The sequence below is a fragment of the Lutibacter sp. genome (genome assembly GCF_041562875.1).
Classification (GTDB): Bacteria; Bacteroidota; Bacteroidia; order Flavobacteriales; family Flavobacteriaceae; genus Lutibacter.
Genome location: NZ_JBFFOE010000007.1, coordinates 1 through 17737, shown reverse-complemented (window position 1 = coordinate 17737; position 17737 = coordinate 1). Strand labels below are relative to the sequence as shown.

The following is a 17737-nucleotide window of genomic DNA, read 5'->3' as shown; positions in this document are numbered from 1 at the left end:
ATTTCAATAAAAATTAAAATTAAAGCTATTTATGAAACTATTTTATGTTGCTTTACTGTTATTTATTACCTCCTGCTCTAACCCTCAAACACAATTACAAAAAGATCAACATCGCTGGGAATCAACTGCCTCAACTATTGAAATTATACGAGATGATTTTGGTGTACCTCATATTTATGGTAAAACGGATGCCGATGCAGTTTTCGGGTTACTTTATGCCCAATGTGAAGATGATTTCAATAGAGTTGAACAAAACTATATTTGGGCTATAGGAAGATTAGCTGAAGTAGAAGGTGAAAAAGCATTGTATAGCGATCTAAGAGCTCAGTTATATATGACACAAGAAGAAGCAATTGCTAATTATGAAAAAAGCCCTGAATGGTTAAAAAAACTGTGTAATGCATTTGCTGATGGAGTTAATTATTACCTATTTACACATCCTGAAGTGAAACCAAAACTATTAACTCATTTTGAACCTTGGATGCCCATGTATTTTAGTGAAGGTTCAATTGGAGGAGATATTGAAAACATATCAACAACAAAAATTAAAGATTTTTATGAAGATTCTTCAGCACAAAAATTAAGTGTTGTTCATGATGGCTTAATACGTTTAAGTGATAGTGAACCAAGAGGTTCTAATGGATTTGCTATTTCAGGAAAATTAACAAAATCTGGCAATGCAATGCTACTTATAAATCCGCATACTTCCTTCTTTTTCAGAGGAGAAGTTCACGTAGTTAGTGAAGAAGGATTAAATGCTTATGGTGCCGTAACTTGGGGGCAATTTTTCGTCTACCAAGGTTTTAATGAAAAAACTGGATGGATGCATACTTCAACAGATATAGATTTTATGGATGATTATGTTGAAACCATTTCCAAAACAGATAAAGGTTATAGTTATACTTATGGGAATGAGCAAAGACCTGTTAAATCTTTTGAAGTTTCACTCAAATATTTAAATGAAGGAGAATTAAGAGATAAGAAATTTACAGCTTACAAAACCCATCACGGTCCCATTACACAATCAATTAATGGTAAATGGGTAGCTACAGCAATGATGTGGGATCCCATAAATGCATTGATACAATCTTTTACCAGAACGAAGCTAAAAAATCATAAAGAGTTTAGAGAAATGATGAGTATGAGAACAAATTCTTCAAACAATACTGTTTATGCTGATGCTGATGGAACTATAGCTTATTATCATGGAGATTTCATCCCAAAAAGAGATGAAACATTTGATTTTAGCAAACCTGTAGATGGAAGTAATCCTGCAACGGATTGGCAAAGACTTCATACTGTAGATGAAATGATAACTTTAACAAATCCTGAAAATGGCTGGATTCAAAATTGTAATTCTACACCTTTTACAAGTGCAGGAGTTAATAGTCCAAAGATGGAAGATTATCCAAGATATATGTCTAGAAATGAAGAAAACTTTCGTGGTATTCATGCGGTACGTTTACTAGAAAAATCAAAAGATTTAACAATCGATAAATTAATAGAACTTGCTTATGATCTTTATTTACCAGCTTTTGAAGCAGTAATACCAGGTTTAATTGAAGCGTATGATAAAACTCCCCAATCAGACAAATCGTTAAAAGAAGCAATTAAGGTGTTAAGAAAATGGGATTTTGCAACAAATAAAGAATCTGTAGCCATGTCTATGGCTCATTTTTATATGTTACAATATTTAAAAAACGGCGTAAAACCTGAAGGATTAAATAATTTAGAGCTTGTTCAATATTTTGGAACAACATCACCTCTAAAAGAACGTCTAGATATTTTTAAACAGTCGATTGACAAATTAACTGCAGACTTTGGAACTTGGAATATTCCTTGGGGAGAAATTAATCGGTATCAACGCATAAATGGAGCTATTCATCAACCATTTAATGATAGTTTACCAAGTATCCCTATTGATATGGCTTCAAGCAAATGGGGTGCTTTGGCTTCCTTTGGTGCAAAATCATACCATACAAAACGTATTTATGGAACTTCAGGAAATAGTTTTGTAGCAGTTGTTGAATTTGGCGATACTGTGAAGGCTAAAACAATACTTGCAGGTGGACAAAGTGGTGACCCAACATCTCCACATTTCGCAGACCAGTCTCAACGCTATGCTGATGTTAAATTTAAAGATGTAGTATATTATAGAAAAGATGTGGAAAAAAGAGCTGAAGCAATCTATCACCCAGGAGAAGAAAAGTAAATTTTAAATAGTTATTTTGTTATTCCGCATCTAATAGAAAAGTTCTTTTAATTTTCTATGAATAATTAGTGTCATTTAAATTATCTGAAAGGAATTTCATTGAAGTAATTCCTTTCAGATAATTTAGTACTACATTTTCCTCTTTTAAAATCATTCTAAACTGAAAATACTGAATACTATTTATTCATAATTACTTATCTTCGGCAACAGTTTAAATAAAATTAAAATAAATATGTTTCAAAAATTAAAAGGATTTTCACGTGCATTCTGGACAGCCAATATTGTTGAATTATTAGAAAGAGGTGCTTATTATGGTGTGTTTATTGTTATAACGCTTTATCTATCCCGAATTTTAGGTTTTTCTGATATAGAAGCTGCATTAATATCTGGTGTATTTTCCGGAGGTTTGTATTTACTACCAACATTTACAGGAGCTTTAGCCGACAAAATTGGATTTAAATCTTCATTATTAATTGCTTTCTCATTATTAACTATAGGCTATTTTGGTTTAGGAATATTACCAACAGCACTTGAGTCTATTGGTTTAGTTGATTATTCTGGTGATATTAAATTTACAGGAATATTAGAATCCAATGCAAGATGGGCAATTGCTCCAATAATGCTGGTTATCATGATTGGTGGTTCTTTTATAAAATCAGTGATTACTGGTACTGTTGCAAAAGAAACCACAGAATTGAATAGAGCTCAAGGTTTCTCCATTTTTTATATGATGGTAAATATTGGAGCTTTTTCAGGGAAAACAATTGTAAAACCATTGCGAGTTGCTATGGGAGATATGGGATTAATTTATTTAAATTATTTTTCAGCTGCCATGACATTAATAGCTTTAATAATGATTGTTTTCTTTTACAAAAGTGTAAAACATCAAGGTGAAGGAAAAACTTTTAGTGAAATTTGGCATGCTTTAATTAAAGTATTAACAAATGGTAGGTTAATATCCCTAATTTTAATAATTACAGGATTTTGGATGGTACAGCACCAACTTTATGCCACCATGCCAAAATATGTTCTTAGAATGGCAGGTGAAGCAGCATCACCTTCTTGGTATGCCAATGTTAACCCGCTTACAGTAGTACTTACAGTTACTTTTATAACAAGAATAATGGCGAGTAAAACACCCTTATTTTCTATGACAGTTGGTATGTTTATTATGCCATTTTCTGCTATTGCAATGGCTTCAGGAAATTGGTTTAGTGGAGGTGAAATTGACCTAGGTTTTATAAGTATGCACCCTATTGCTCTTATGATGATTGCTGGAATTGTATTGCAAGGTTTGGCTGAATCTTTTATTTCACCAAGGTTCTTACAATTTTTCTCTTTACAAGCTCCTAAAGGTGAAGAAGGCTTGTATCTTGGGTTTAGTCATTTACATTCTTTCATTTCTTCAATTTTAGGTTTTGGTTTATCGGGTTATTTACTATCAAAATATTGCCCAGAACCTAAATTATTTGAAACTCATGAAGCGTGGGAGGCTGCCGCAGTAAATGCACATTACATTTGGTATTATTTTGCTGCAATCGCTTTATTTTCTGCTTTTTCTTTAATTATTTATGGAAAAGTAATTCAAAGATTAGATGCAAAGGCAGCTAAAGGCTAATTCTAAATTGTTAAAAACAGTACATTATTAAAAAAAGGATTTACTTAATTGTAAATCCTTTTTTTATTTTTTACTTTAATATTATAATATCAACCTAATTCAATTTATAAAAACTATTAAATGCTTTAATCATGTAGGTATGATCATCTACTCCACTTGTTTCTCTAATTGAATGCATTGCCCACATTGGATTTCCAACATCAACTGATCTAATTGCTAATTGACTTGTAGAAATATTTCCTAAAGTACTTCCACCAACCATATCTGAACGGTTTACAAATTTTTGGTAAGGAATTCCTGCTTCATTACAAATCATTTCAAATACTGCACATGAATTACTATCGGTTGTATATTTCTGATTTGCTTCAATTTTTATAACCGGACCCCCATTAATTTTTGGCCTTAAAACTGGGTCATGTTTATCAGGATGATTAGGGTGCAACGCATGTGCCATGTCTGCACTTACCATAAAAGAATTATAAATAGCACGCTGAGAACCTTCTTCATTTTTACCCAGTAGCATGGTTATTCTGTATAAAATATCTTTAAGAATTGGCGAACCAGCTCCTTGTTTAGAACGGCTTCCTACTTCTTCATTATCATATATTGCTAAAACATTAGTTGAATTGCAAATAGGAGCTTCAATAATTGCCTCTAAACCAGCGTGAACCATTGCCAAATCATCTAATTTACCCGATGAAATAAACTCATTATTTAATCCAACAATACTTCCTTTGGTAAAATCATACAAATTTAAATCTACTTCTAAAATATCTTCTACTGGAACATTAATTTCCTCTGAAATTTTGGTAGCCAATAACAATTCACTATTAATTTCTTCATTAATGATTGCTGCAACTGGTAGCATATCAACTTGTTTATTTATTGCAACCCCATCATTTACAGTTCTGTTAAAATGAATTGGTAAATTTGGGATAATAAGAATTGGCTTCGGAATATTCACTAAATAAGTTTTTGGATTTAGCATATCATTTCCCTTAACACTTACCCTTCCTGCAACAGACAATGGTCTGTCAAACCAAGTGCTTAAAATGGGTCCGCCATAAGTTTCTGTATTAAATTTTAAATAGCTTTTTTCTACTGAAATTTCTGGTGATGGCTTTATCTTAAAAGTTGGAGAATCAGAATGGGCTGCGATAATTTTAAACCCTTTTTCTTCAATTTCAGCATTACCTACAATAAATGCAAATAACGAAGTGTTATTTTGACAAACAAAATATTTTCCTCCCTTATTAATTGTCCATTTTTCTGTTAAATGTAACTCTGAAAAATTATTTTCTGTGAGCCTTTTTTTAACATTATGAATTACATGAAACGGACTTGGGCTATCATAAATAAAATCAATTAAATCTTGTGCTTTCTTTTGATTTAAACTCATATAAATTTCTTTAAATTAACTAAAATAATAAAAACAAATATATCATTTTATTAAGTATTGATTCATCTTGTTAGCAGTTTAAAATAATTTAAAAAATTAACAAATCATTAACAATAATTAAGGCTTAACCTGTATTTATTAAGGTTCTATTCAAATGTAAATGGTTAATTTTGAGCAAATCAAAAAATAACTAATAATTTTAAACTCGTTTTATAAAATTTATCTAATGATGAACCAATACTTTAAACTAAATACGCCTAAATCTATCATGATTTTTAGCCTTATTATTGCTTTCACAAGCTGTAATCAAAATAAAGAAAAAGATCAAACTATGCAAACTAACAATATATTATTACAAGAATGGACCGGGCCTTATGGAGGAGTGCCTGCATTTGATAAAATGAACATTAATGATGTTAAAAATGCTCTTGAAGTTGGAATGCAAGAAAATCTTGAAGAAATAGACGCAATAACAGCAAATTCTGATGCGCCAACTTTTGAAAATACTATTGTAGCCATGGAAAAAGCTGGAGAAACACTTGACAGAGTTCAAAAATATTATGGACTTATAAGCAGCAATTTATCATCTCCTGAATTTAGGGAAATTCAAAACGAAATGGCTCCTAAATTATCTGAGTTCAGTTCTAAAATTTCTCAAAATAAAAAATTATTTGATCGTATTAAAACAGTGTATGACAATTCTTTAACAACACCCCTTGAAGATGATCAGCAACGTGTTGTAAAACTTATTTATGAAGGTTTCGCTATGGATGGAGCTGAACTAGATGCTGTAAAAAAGATTCGTTATGCTGAAATTAACAAAGAACTTTCTACACTTTACACTAATTTCTCTAATAATATTTTGGCAGATGAAGAAAACTATGTCGTTTTTTTAAGTGAAAACCAATTAGGTGGTTTATCAGAATCACTGATTAAATCTATGGCTAAAATTGCTTCTGAAAAAGGGCAAGAAGGTAAATATGCAATTCCAAATACACGTTCATATATGTCTCCATTCTTGACGTATTCAAATGAAAGAGAATTAAGAAAAAAAGTTTGGGAAAACTATTATTCTCGTTGTGATAATGCCGATGAATTTGATAATAATGAAAATGTAGCTAAAATTTTAAAGCTAAGAAAAGAGCGAGTAGGACTTTTAGGGTATGATAATTTTGCAGACTGGAGATTGCAAAACAGAATGGCAAAAAACCCAGAAAATGTAATGAAATTACTAAACCAAGTTTGGGAAGCGTCTACTGCAAGGGTTAATGAAGAAGTTGCAGATATGCAAGCTGTAGCAAATAGTGAGAATATTACTATAGAACCTTGGGATTATAGCTATTACGCTGAAAAGGTTAGAAAACAAAAATATGACTTAGATTCTGACGAAGTAAAACAATATTTACAATTAGACAAACTAACAGAAGCTTTATTCTTTGTTGCTAAAGAAGTATTTAATTACAAATTTACACCTGTTGCTGAAGGTACAGTTCCTGTTTTTCAGGAAGATATAAAAGTTTGGGAAGTAACTAATATTGATACTGGGAAACATATTGGTTTGTGGTATTTAGACCCTTTTGCAAGAAAAGGGAAACGATCTGGAGCCTGGGCTACAATGTACAGAAGCTATTCTAATTTTGATGGTGAAAAAACAGTTTTAGCTTCAAATAATTCAAACTTTGTAAAACCTGCTGCAGGAGAACCTTTATTAGTTTCTTGGGATGATGCAACCACTTTTTTACACGAATTTGGACACGCACTGCATTTCTTTTCTGCAAACGTAAAATACCCAACACTTAATAATGGAGTTAGAGATTACACCGAGTTTCAATCGCAAGTATTAGAGCATTGGTTATCAACAGATAAAGTAATTAATCAATTTTTAGTACATCATAAAACGGGCGAACCAATGCCGGCAGCATTGATTGCTAAAATTAAAAAAACTTCCACTTTTAACCAAGGTTTTTCAACTACTGAATATTTAGCATCTGCTATTATGGATATGAAATTTCACATAGCTGACCCTACGAATATGGATGTTGATGCTTTTGAAAGAGAAACTTTAACGGCTCTAAATATGCCAAAAGAACTAGTTATGCGTCATCGCACACCTCATTTTGGTCATGTTTTTTCTGGTGAAGGCTATGCAACTGCATATTATGGCTATATGTGGGCAGATGTTTTAACTGCTGATGCCGCAGAAGCTTTTGCAAAAACACCCGATGGTTTTTATGACAAAGATTTGTCAGCAAAAATGGTAAAATATCTATTTGCACCTAGAAATGCTATGGATCCAGCTGAAGCTTATAAATTATTTAGAGGGCGAGATGCTAAAATTGACGCCTTAATGCGCGATCGTGGTTTTCCAGTTCCAAAAAGTTAAAACATTAAACGTTAAATAATAAAAAAGGAATTACTTCATTGTAGTTCCTTTTTTGATGAAAATTTGTTAACTTGTATCGTCAATTTATTTTTATCACAATTAATCTTCTGCGCTATGGTAAAAAATAGAACATTTCAAAATAAAAAAAATTTCACAGCATTCATTATCACTTTCTTTTTTATTGTTGGTTTTCATTCTTTCAGCTACGCTGCAAATAATCCTATTCCAATTGATACTACTGGCTTTCATAAGTACAAAGGTAAAGTTATAGATAGTAAAACTAAAAAAGAGTTGATTTTTGCTTCAATAACGGTTAACGGAACCAATATTAGTACCATTACAAATACGCAAGGTGAATTTTTAATAAAAATTCCTAAAAAATATATTGATAAAAAAGTTACTATTTCATTTTTAGGATTTACCAGTAAAGTACTTAATCAATCTGATTTAAATACTAAAAACCCAATAAAACTAGAAACTTACATTGAGGAACTTACTGAAGTTAATATTTCAGTGAAAGATGCAAAATCTCTTATTTCAGAAGTTTTTAAAAGGAAAGGTGAAAATTATTCTGATGAGCTTATTACAATGACTGCTTTTTACAGAGAAACCATTAAAAAAAGAAGAAGTTATGTTTCACTTTCAGAAGCCGTGGTTGAAATTAATAAACAATCTTACACAAATTCTAAAAATGATATTTTACAACTTTACAAGTCACGCAAAAATACAGATTATTCTAAATTAGATACTGTTGCATTTAAACTTAGAGGTGGGCCTTTTAACTCATTACTAATAGATCTGATGAAAAATCCAACATTACTTTTTACTGAAGATATGTTTGAAATTTATGATTTTACGCTAGACAAGTCAACAAAAATTGATAATAGACCTATTTATGTGGTGAATTTTAAGCAAAAAGCACAAGAGAAAGATCCTTTTTTTTATGGAAAATTATATATTGATGCACAATCTTTAGCTTTAACAAATGCAAAATTTAGTTTAAACCTTGAAGATCAAGAAAAGGCAAGTAAATATTTTATTGTAAAAAAACCTAGAGGCGCTAAAGTACTCCCTATTGAAGCCACTTATCAAGTTGATTATCGTGAAAAGAACGGAAAATGGTATTATGGGTATAGTAGAATCCAACTAGGTTTTAAAATTAATTGGGATAAAAAATTATTTAATACCATTTACTATACAACCATTGAAATGGCTGTTACTGATTGGGAGAAAAATGGAGAGAATCAATTAATTAAATCAAAAGATAGACTAAGATCTTCCGTTATTATAAGTGATGAAGCTTCTGGATTTTCTGACCCAGAATTTTGGGGAGAATACAATGTTATTGAGCCTGAAAAACCTATTGAAAGTGCTATTCATAAAATTAAAAAGCAATTGCAAAACCTCAACAATAACTAACAATTTAATTAGTATCAAATCATTTAAATCCGTTTTTTAATTAAAACGGATTTTTTTAACTTAAATTTTAAATTAAAAAAATTAAATTACACTATTCATTATTAAAAACATACCGTTTATTTACAAATTAGCAACCTTACTAAAATAAAAAATGATAAATATCATATTTTATTTATATTTACATCATTAACCAACAAACCATTATAATGAAAATTCACCCTTCCCGAAGGCTGTTTTTGCGAAAAACCGCATTTGCAACCACAGGTATTGCTATGTTATCTTCAAATTCAATTCTAAATGCTTTTTCTTTACATGAGAGTCCTTTTATGGGTTACAATGCTTATGCTGAAGAAAAAACAGATTTAAGAACTTCTTCTTTTAGCGGAAAACACATCACAGTTCAAGGAAAAATTTATGATAAAACGGGACTGTTTTCTATGCCTAATACAACTGTAGAAGTCTGGCATTTATCTCCTGGCTCTTCAAAATACAGGCATCAAGGAAAAATGAAAACAAATGAAACTGGTGAATATCATTTTATAACAGATTTCCCAAACAAAGAAGAGGGAAAAGCGTCTAGAGTATATTTTAAAGTTTCAACAAACGAAACTACTTATTTTACAGAATTATTACTTAATGATTTTGATGCTCATTTCACAGGAAAACATTGGGAAGAAAACAACCAATTGGGCGAAAACTTATTTCCAATAAAAGAAGGTTCTAAAAATTCTTCAACAATAACATTTAACATCTCTATTTAAACTAATTATTAATTAAAAAAAATATTATTATGGATCCATTTCTTGCAGAAATTATAATGTTTGGTGGAAACTTTGCACCAAGAGGCTGGGCATTTTGCGACGGTCAATTACTTCCAATTAGTTCAAATCAAGCTTTATTTTCAATTTTAGGAACTACCTACGGTGGTGATGGAAGAACAACTTTTGCTTTACCTGATTTAAGAGGTAGAGTGCCAATACACCCAGGTACAGGTAATGGACTTTCAACCTATCGTCTTGGGCAAAAAGGGGGCACACAAACAAATACATTAACAACTAATAATTTACCTTCTCACAGCCATACAATAAATATTAAAGAGGAAGGAAATTCAGACAATCCAAATGGAACATTTATAGCTGGTGATGGTTCAAATTCATTTGGAACTACTTCAGATGCTTCTAATACTTTAGCCGCTAGTGCAGTAAATCCAAGTGGTGGTAGCCAAGCAGTAAATAATATTCAACCCTTTGAATGTGTAAATTTTATCATTGCACTAACAGGTATATTCCCTTCTAGAAACTAACATTAAAAAACTAAATTATGGATCCATTTATAGGACAAATTATAATGTTTGGCGGAAACTTTGCACCACGAAGCTGGGCATTATGTGACGGTCAATTACTTTCAATTGCTGAAAACACAGCATTATTTTCAATTTTAGGAACTACCTATGGTGGCGATGGAAGAACAACTTTTGCATTACCAGACTTAAGAGGTAGAGTGCCAATACACCCAGGTACAGGCAATGGACTATCAACGTATCGTCTTGGGCAGCAAGGGGGCACAGAAACAAATACATTAACAACTAATAATTTACCTTCTCACAATCATACAATAAATATTAAAGAGGAAGGAAATTCAGACAATCCAAATGGAACATTTATAGCTGGTGATGGTTCAAATTCATTTGGAACTACTTCAGATTCGGGTAATACTTTAGCAACTGGAGCTGTAAATAATACTGGTAATAACCAAGCAGTAAATAATATACAACCATTTCAATGTGTAAATTACATTATTGCACTTTTCGGTATATATCCATCAAGAAGCTAGAAAATAAGCTGCCTTAAAAAATTACGATACTCCATTCTATTAAAATAAAATATTATGAAAAAAATTACTTTACTGATTGTTGCGCTATTTCTATTTTTTTATGGAACTGCACAAACTGTTCTTACCGCAGGAGATATTGCCTTTGTGGGCAGTAATACTGATGGAGCTACAAATAACGAAGATACTTTTGCTTTTGTGCTACTAAAAGACATTGATGCATTAACAACAATTATTTTTACTGACAGAGGATGGAATGATTCGGGTGGCTTTTTCACTACTTCTGGTGATGGTGAATTTACTTGGACATCAGGTATTCCTAGAACTGCAGGAGAAGTTGTAACCTTAAATATGACTCCTCTTTTTCCTGCTGCATATTCATCTATAGGCGATCAGCTTTTTGCTATTCAAGGTTCTATTGCATCACCTATATTTATTGCAGGATTACAATTTAATGATGCACCAGGCGATGATGCCAATTGGGACGGAGCAGCAACATCAAATTCTACATCAGCTTTACCAAATGCGCTAATCAATGGTGTGAATGCTATACGACTTATTGATGTAATTAATGGTGAACAAGACAATTGGCAGTTTAGTTGTTTACTAGTTCCAGGTGGTTCACCTATTACAGGTACTCCTGCAGCAATACGAGCAATTATTAATAACCGCACTTATTGGAATGGCAATAACTCTACAATTTATAACCCGACTTTAGAAGCAGGTTGTTCATTTACAATTGCTGTTGCTGGAGACAGCACTCCACCAGTAATAACTTGTGGTCCTACTCCTACTGCTATTTTAGCAGGAATTAACGGGATGGCTCCTATTCCTGATTTAACAACTGGAACTTCTGCTACAGATGATGTTTCAATACCAACTAATATTACAATTACACAATCTCCATCTGCAGGAACTATGGCAAATGTAGGTATACATTCTGTAGTACTAACCGCAACTGACGAGGCTGGAAATACTGCTACTTGCTCAATTAATGTAACTATAAATGAACCTCCTACAACAACACTATCTGCGGGTGATATTGCCTTTGTTGGATTTAATCTTGATGGAAATGACTCATTCGCCTTTGTACTTTTAAAAGATATTATAGCAGGAACCAATATTAAACTTACTGATTGTGGCGTATCCAATCCAAATACAATTACTTGCGCTGGTTCAGGAGGAGAGGGAAGTGCAACTTGGTATGCACCTTCATCTATGAGCGCTGGGGATATTGTTACTTTACAAGGGAGTTTTATAACCGGAAGTGTACTTGCCTCTATTGGTGATCAAATATTTGCCTATCAGGGAACAACTGCTTCTCCTGTTTTTATTGCTGCCATACATTCAAATGTTGAAGCAGGAACAAACGATTCAGATTGGGATGGTATAAATGATTCAAATGCCAATTCTGCTTTGCCAAATCAATTAATAAATGGAACCAACGCAATTCGACTTTATTCAGTTGGTCCTCCTGAAGTTGAAATGGACAATTGGCAATTTAATTGTTCACTTGTTCTAGGTGGCTCACCCATTACAGGTACCCCTGCAAATGTTGCTGCAATTATAAACAATAAAGATTATTGGACTAGTAGTGATACTTCCGAATACATTCCTACAGCCAATGCTGGATGTAATTTTAGTGTTGTGGTTTCTTCAGATGCAACACCTCCAGTAATTACAAACTGTGGCTCTACACCTTCAGATATTACAGCTGATGTTTTAGGAAATGCAACAGTACCAGATTTTACAGGTGATGTTATTGCAACCGATGATATTACTTTAGTTGGAAACCTTACGATAGTTCAATCACCAGTAGCAGGATCAACAATCACAGCAGGTATAACTCCTGTAACTCTTTTTGTTTCTGATGAAGCTGGAAATATAGCTACTTGTAGTATTAATGTTACTGTAGTTAATATTGTAGCTACTACATTATTAGCTGGTGATATTGCCTTTGTTGGAATAAATACTGATGGAACCGATTCATTTGCATTTGTTTTATTACAAAATATTCTGGCTGGCACAATGATAAACTTTACAGATTGTGGTGTTAATAACCCTAATACCATTGCTTGCAATGGAGTTAATGATGAAACCCACACTTGGTTCGCTCCTACTGATATGTTAGCGGGAGATATAATTACTCTTGATGCTACTTTTATTGGTTCTCTAGGAGCTATTGGCGACCAGCTTTTTGCTTATCAAGGAGATGCTACCACACCTACATTTATTGCTGGAATTCACAACTCTGTTGTACCTAGCACTAGTGATGCAGATTGGGATGGATCTAATATTTCAGGAGATACTTCAGCTTTACCAGACCAATTAACGAATGGTGTAAATGCAATTAGATTATACGCTACAGGTCCGCCAGAAACAGAAGTAGACAACTGGCAATTTGATTGCTCACTACTTCCTCTTGGAACTACACTTGATGGAACACCTTTACAATTAGCTTCTTTAATTAACAATAGAAACTATTGGATAAATAATGATAGTAATGAATATAATCCAGCTTCAAAAACAGGCTGCATCTATAATGTTTTTCTAGATCTGATTCCACCAGTAGCAATTTGCAAGTCTATCACAGTGCAACTTAATGCTTCGGGAACCGTAAGTATTATTGCTGCTGATGTAAATAATATTTCAACAGATAATATTGGTATTGTTTCTTATAGCATTGACAAAACAACATTCACTTGCTCAGATATTGGACCAAATAATGTAACGTTAACCGTAACTGATGCTACAGGAAATTCAGATACTTGTATAGCTGTAATAACTGTTGAAGACAGCATTGCTCCAACATTAACGGCCGTATCAAATCAAAATGAAGATTTAGATGTAGATTGTAATTTTACAATTCCAGATTATACAAGCTTAACAACCGCTGCTGATAATTGTGGAACTACAACTGTAACACAATCTCCATTAGCAGGAGTTGTAATAAATGGTCATGGAACTGTTCAAACAATAACTTTAACAGCTAATGATGGCAATGGAAATTCTGATAGCACTACGTTTGATGTAACGTTATTAGATGGTATTTTACCAACATTAACTTCAGTTATAGATCGAAATGAAGATTTAGATACAGATTGTAATTTTACAATTCCAGATTATACAAGTTTAACAACCGCTGCTGATAATTGTGGAACAGCAACTGTAACACAATCTCCATTAGCAGGAGTTGTAATAAATGGTCATGGAACTGTTCAAACAATAACCTTAACAGCTAATGATGGAAATGGAAATTCTGATAGCACTTCTTTTGATATAACATTGATAGATGGAATTTTACCTACATTAACTGCTGTAACAAATAGAACTGAAATTTTAGATGCAAATTGTGATTTTACAATTCCAGATTATACAGGGTTGACTACAGCTGCTGATAATTGTGGAATGACGAGTATATCACAATCTCCAATTGCAACAACTATAATTAGCGGTCACGGAACTGTACAAACAATTACGTTAACAGCAGATGATGGTCATGGAAATACAAATACTACTACATTTGATATCACAATTGTAGACGTAACTTTACCTTCATTAACAATAGTATCAAATAGAAATGAAGATTTAGATGCTAGTTGTAATTTTACAATTCCAAATTATACAAGCTTAACAACTGCTGCTGATAGTTGCGGAATGGTGAGTGTATCTCAATCTCCAATGGTTGGAACTGTTATTAGTGGACACGGAACTATACAAACAATTACACTAACTGCCAATGACGGAAATGGAAACACAAACAGCACTACTTTTGATATTACTTTAGTTGATACAACAATTCCTTCATTAACTTCAGTTATAGATAGAAATGAAGATTTAGATGCTAGTTGTAATTTTACAATTCCAGATTATACAAGCTTAACAACCGCTACTGATAATTGTGGAACAGCAACTGTAACACAATCTCCATTAGCAGGATTTGTAATAAATGGTCATGGAACTGTTCAAACAATAACCTTAACAGCTAATGATGGAAATGGAAATTCTGATAGCACTTCTTTTGATATAACATTGATAGATGGTATTTTACCAACATTAACTACAGTATCAAATAGAACTGAAAATTTAGATGCTATGTGTAGTTTTACAATTCCTGATTACACAAGCTTAACAACTGCTGCTGATAATTGTGGGATGGTGAGTGTTTCTCAATCTCCAATTTTAGGAACTGTAATTAGTGGACATGGAACTGTGCAAACAATTACGTTAACAGTAAATGATGGCAATGGGAATTCTGACAGTACTTCTTTTGATGTGACATTAGCAGATGCTACTCCTCCTACAATTACTTGCCCTGCAGATATTATAGTATCTAATGACGCTGGAGTTTGTGGAGCAACTATATATTTAATTTCAGATTTAATTTTACAATACGATCCTACGGGTTATCATGAGGGTTCTCCCCTTACTCCTTCTTATATACAATCAGGATTTGTTGCTAGTGATTTATCAGGACCTTTACTAACTTGTTGCAATACAGACGTTTTACCTGTAGGTCAAATAACTTCTAGCCCTATTGCACAATTAGACAGTTATCTTGAGTTTGATGTAACACCTTCAACAAGCAGTCTATCATTAGATAGAATGCAATATTCAAGAAGATCTTATTATGGTACCGCTTCTTCATTGGCAAGTATTAGATCAAGCCTTGATGGTTTTACTTCTGATATTTCTTTGATTTCTGTAAATTCATCAATTGTTTATCCACAAACTGAGGAATTAATATTCAATCTTACAAGCTTACCAGCGATAACAGAAAATATAACTTTTAGAATATATTTCTTTGGAGCCACCTCTAATTTTAGTGACTGGGATGATTTAGCAAGCACTAATGCTGGAGGTAATGGTATAAGATTATATGCCACTTCCATTGAAACTATTGCAAATGCTACAGATAATTGTGGTATTGCTACACTTGAAAATGATTGGACTGAAACTTCAACTTTAGACGGAGCTAATTTCCCTGTTGGAGAAACAACGGTTACTTGGACAGCAACAGATACTGCTGGAAATATAGCAACATGTTCATCAACTATTACCGTAACAGATACAGAAGCTCCAATAGTAAACTCACAAAATATTACAGCCCAATTAGATATAAATGGTGAAGTTACAATTACACCTGAAATGGTTGATAACGGTTCTACAGATAATTGTGAGATTGATAGAATGCAGATAGCTAATAATAATGGCTTAACTTCATCAACTATTTACTTTACAGGAACAAGAAATGGAAAGGTTTGGTCTGCTAACAGAGATGGTACAGGTTCACCAATAGTATTATATGATACAAGTGATGGTATAAATACCCAAGGTCCAGTAGGTATTGAAGTAAATCTAAACAATGGGAACCTTTATTTTGGAGGAGGTAATACTTCAAATATTTTTGTAGCTTCTTTAGATGGCAATGGCACTATTGATGCTGTTCCAAATACAAATTCAGGTTATGAACGTCATGATTTCGAATTTGATTGGACCAACAATAGAGTTTTTTATACAGGTGATGAGCAAGGGGGTTTTGTAGCTAATGCAGATGGTACAGGAACAGCTACAAATCTTACCAATACTTCTATTATAGCATTAACCTACAATAGAAGCAACGGTAAAATCTATTATGTAAATCATAGTAGTTGGAATATAGGTGTTATTAATGCTGATGGAACTAATGAGAATGTAAATCTTTTAGAAACTGATAGCCCAAGAGGAATTACAGTTAATGAAGTTGCAGGAAGATTATTTTGGACAGAAAAAAACTTAGGTAAAATTTATACAGCATTGGCTGATGGAAGTGAAACTCCATATGAATTATATGATGATGGCGCAAATGGTATTCCTTATGGAATAGATTATGATGCAACTACAGGAATGTTATATTGGACAGTTTTCAACAATGGAGCATTAATGGATTACGTACTTATGGCTCCGGCTGATGGTTCAGGTATGCCTGAATTAGTTTATTCGGGTGACTTTGGAGGTATTAGAGGAATTGCTGTAGGTAGAAATATTGAAGGCGCAAGTATTCCATCAGAAAGCGTTTCTTATACTTGTGAAAATGTAGGAGACAACACTGTATCCTTAACTGTAACAGATATTCATGGAAATAGCAATACTGCAACCGCAATAGTAACCGTTGAAGATACTATAAAACCAATAGTAAATACTCAGGACATCACAGTACAATTAAATGCCGATGGATTGGCAACAATTACTCCAGCACAAATTGACAATGTATCAACAGATAATTGTGAGATTGATACGTATGTATTAGATATTACTGAATTTTCTTGTAGTAATGTAGGCGAAAACGAAGTTATTTTAACGGTTACTGATGTTAATGGCAACAGCAATACAGCTACAGCTATAGTAACAGTTGAAGATACTGTGAAACCAACAGTGAACACTCAAAACATCACAGTTCAGTTAAATGAAAACGGAGTTGCAAGTATTACAACTTCACAAATAGACAATTTATCAACTGATAATTGCAGCATAGAAAGCTATAGCTTAGATATTTCAGATTTTGATTGTGAAGATGTTAACAGTCCTTTAACAGTTACCTTAACAGTAATTGATGTGAATGGAAACAGTGATTCAGCTACGGCTATTGTAACTGTTGAAGACAATGTAGCTCCAATAGTAAATACACAAGACATCACAGTTCAATTAGATGCAAATGGATTGGCAACAATTACACCAGCGCAAATTGATAATGAATCAACAGATAACTGTACTATTGAAAGTTATGGGTTAGATATTACAGCATTTGATTGTAGCAATGCAGGAGAAAACACCGTTACCTTAACAGTAACTGATATTTATGGAAATAGTGATTCTTCAACAGCATTAGTTACGGTT

At 32.7% G+C, this 17737-nt stretch carries 9 protein-coding genes; 8 read left to right on the top strand and 1 reads right to left on the bottom strand.

Features of this window, described 5'->3' with window-relative positions; genetic code table 11:
• Positions 1-31 precede the first annotated feature (31 nt).
• Both ABY863_RS02085 and ABY863_RS02080 read left to right on the top strand, forming a co-directional pair.
• On the top strand, positions 32-2212 hold the full coding sequence (locus ABY863_RS02085; protein ID WP_372792602.1) for an acylase: 2181 nt from the start codon (positions 32-34) through the stop codon (positions 2210-2212).
• Positions 2213-2444: 232 nt separating this feature from the next.
• Positions 2445-3830 (top strand): MFS transporter, encoded by a 1386-nt coding sequence (locus ABY863_RS02080; protein ID WP_372792601.1) that lies wholly within the window; start codon positions 2445-2447, stop codon positions 3828-3830.
• Between the two features lie 94 nt (positions 3831-3924).
• Here the strand turns inward: ABY863_RS02080 and ABY863_RS02075 are convergent, their stop codons facing one another.
• A complete protein-coding gene (locus ABY863_RS02075; RefSeq protein ID WP_372792600.1) occupies positions 3925-5229 on the bottom strand; it encodes a M18 family aminopeptidase in 1305 nt (434 codons plus the stop codon).
• A gap of 226 nt (positions 5230-5455) precedes the next feature.
• Here ABY863_RS02075 and ABY863_RS02070 point away from each other — a divergent pair, with 226 nt between their 5' ends.
• From ABY863_RS02070 to ABY863_RS02045, 6 genes are all read left to right on the top strand, one after another.
• Positions 5456-7612: a M3 family metallopeptidase gene (locus ABY863_RS02070; RefSeq protein WP_372792599.1), complete on the top strand. Its 2157-nt coding sequence runs from the start codon at positions 5456-5458 to the stop codon at positions 7610-7612.
• 114 nt (positions 7613-7726) lie between these two features.
• Positions 7727-9031: a carboxypeptidase-like regulatory domain-containing protein gene (locus ABY863_RS02065; RefSeq protein WP_372792598.1), complete on the top strand. Its 1305-nt coding sequence runs from the start codon at positions 7727-7729 to the stop codon at positions 9029-9031.
• 206 nt (positions 9032-9237) lie between these two features.
• Positions 9238-9792, top strand: coding sequence for a hypothetical protein (locus ABY863_RS02060; RefSeq protein WP_372792597.1), 555 nt, complete (start codon positions 9238-9240; stop codon positions 9790-9792).
• Positions 9793-9821: 29 nt separating this feature from the next.
• Complete coding sequence (locus ABY863_RS02055; protein ID WP_372792596.1) at positions 9822-10334, top strand: phage tail protein; 513 nt, start codon at positions 9822-9824, stop codon at positions 10332-10334.
• Positions 10335-10351: 17 nt separating this feature from the next.
• Positions 10352-10864 (top strand): phage tail protein, encoded by a 513-nt coding sequence (locus ABY863_RS02050; protein WP_372792595.1) that lies wholly within the window; start codon positions 10352-10354, stop codon positions 10862-10864.
• Positions 10865-10918: 54 nt separating this feature from the next.
• On the top strand, positions 10919-17737 hold a 6819-nt coding region (locus ABY863_RS02045), incomplete at its 3' end, for a beta strand repeat-containing protein (RefSeq protein ID WP_372792594.1).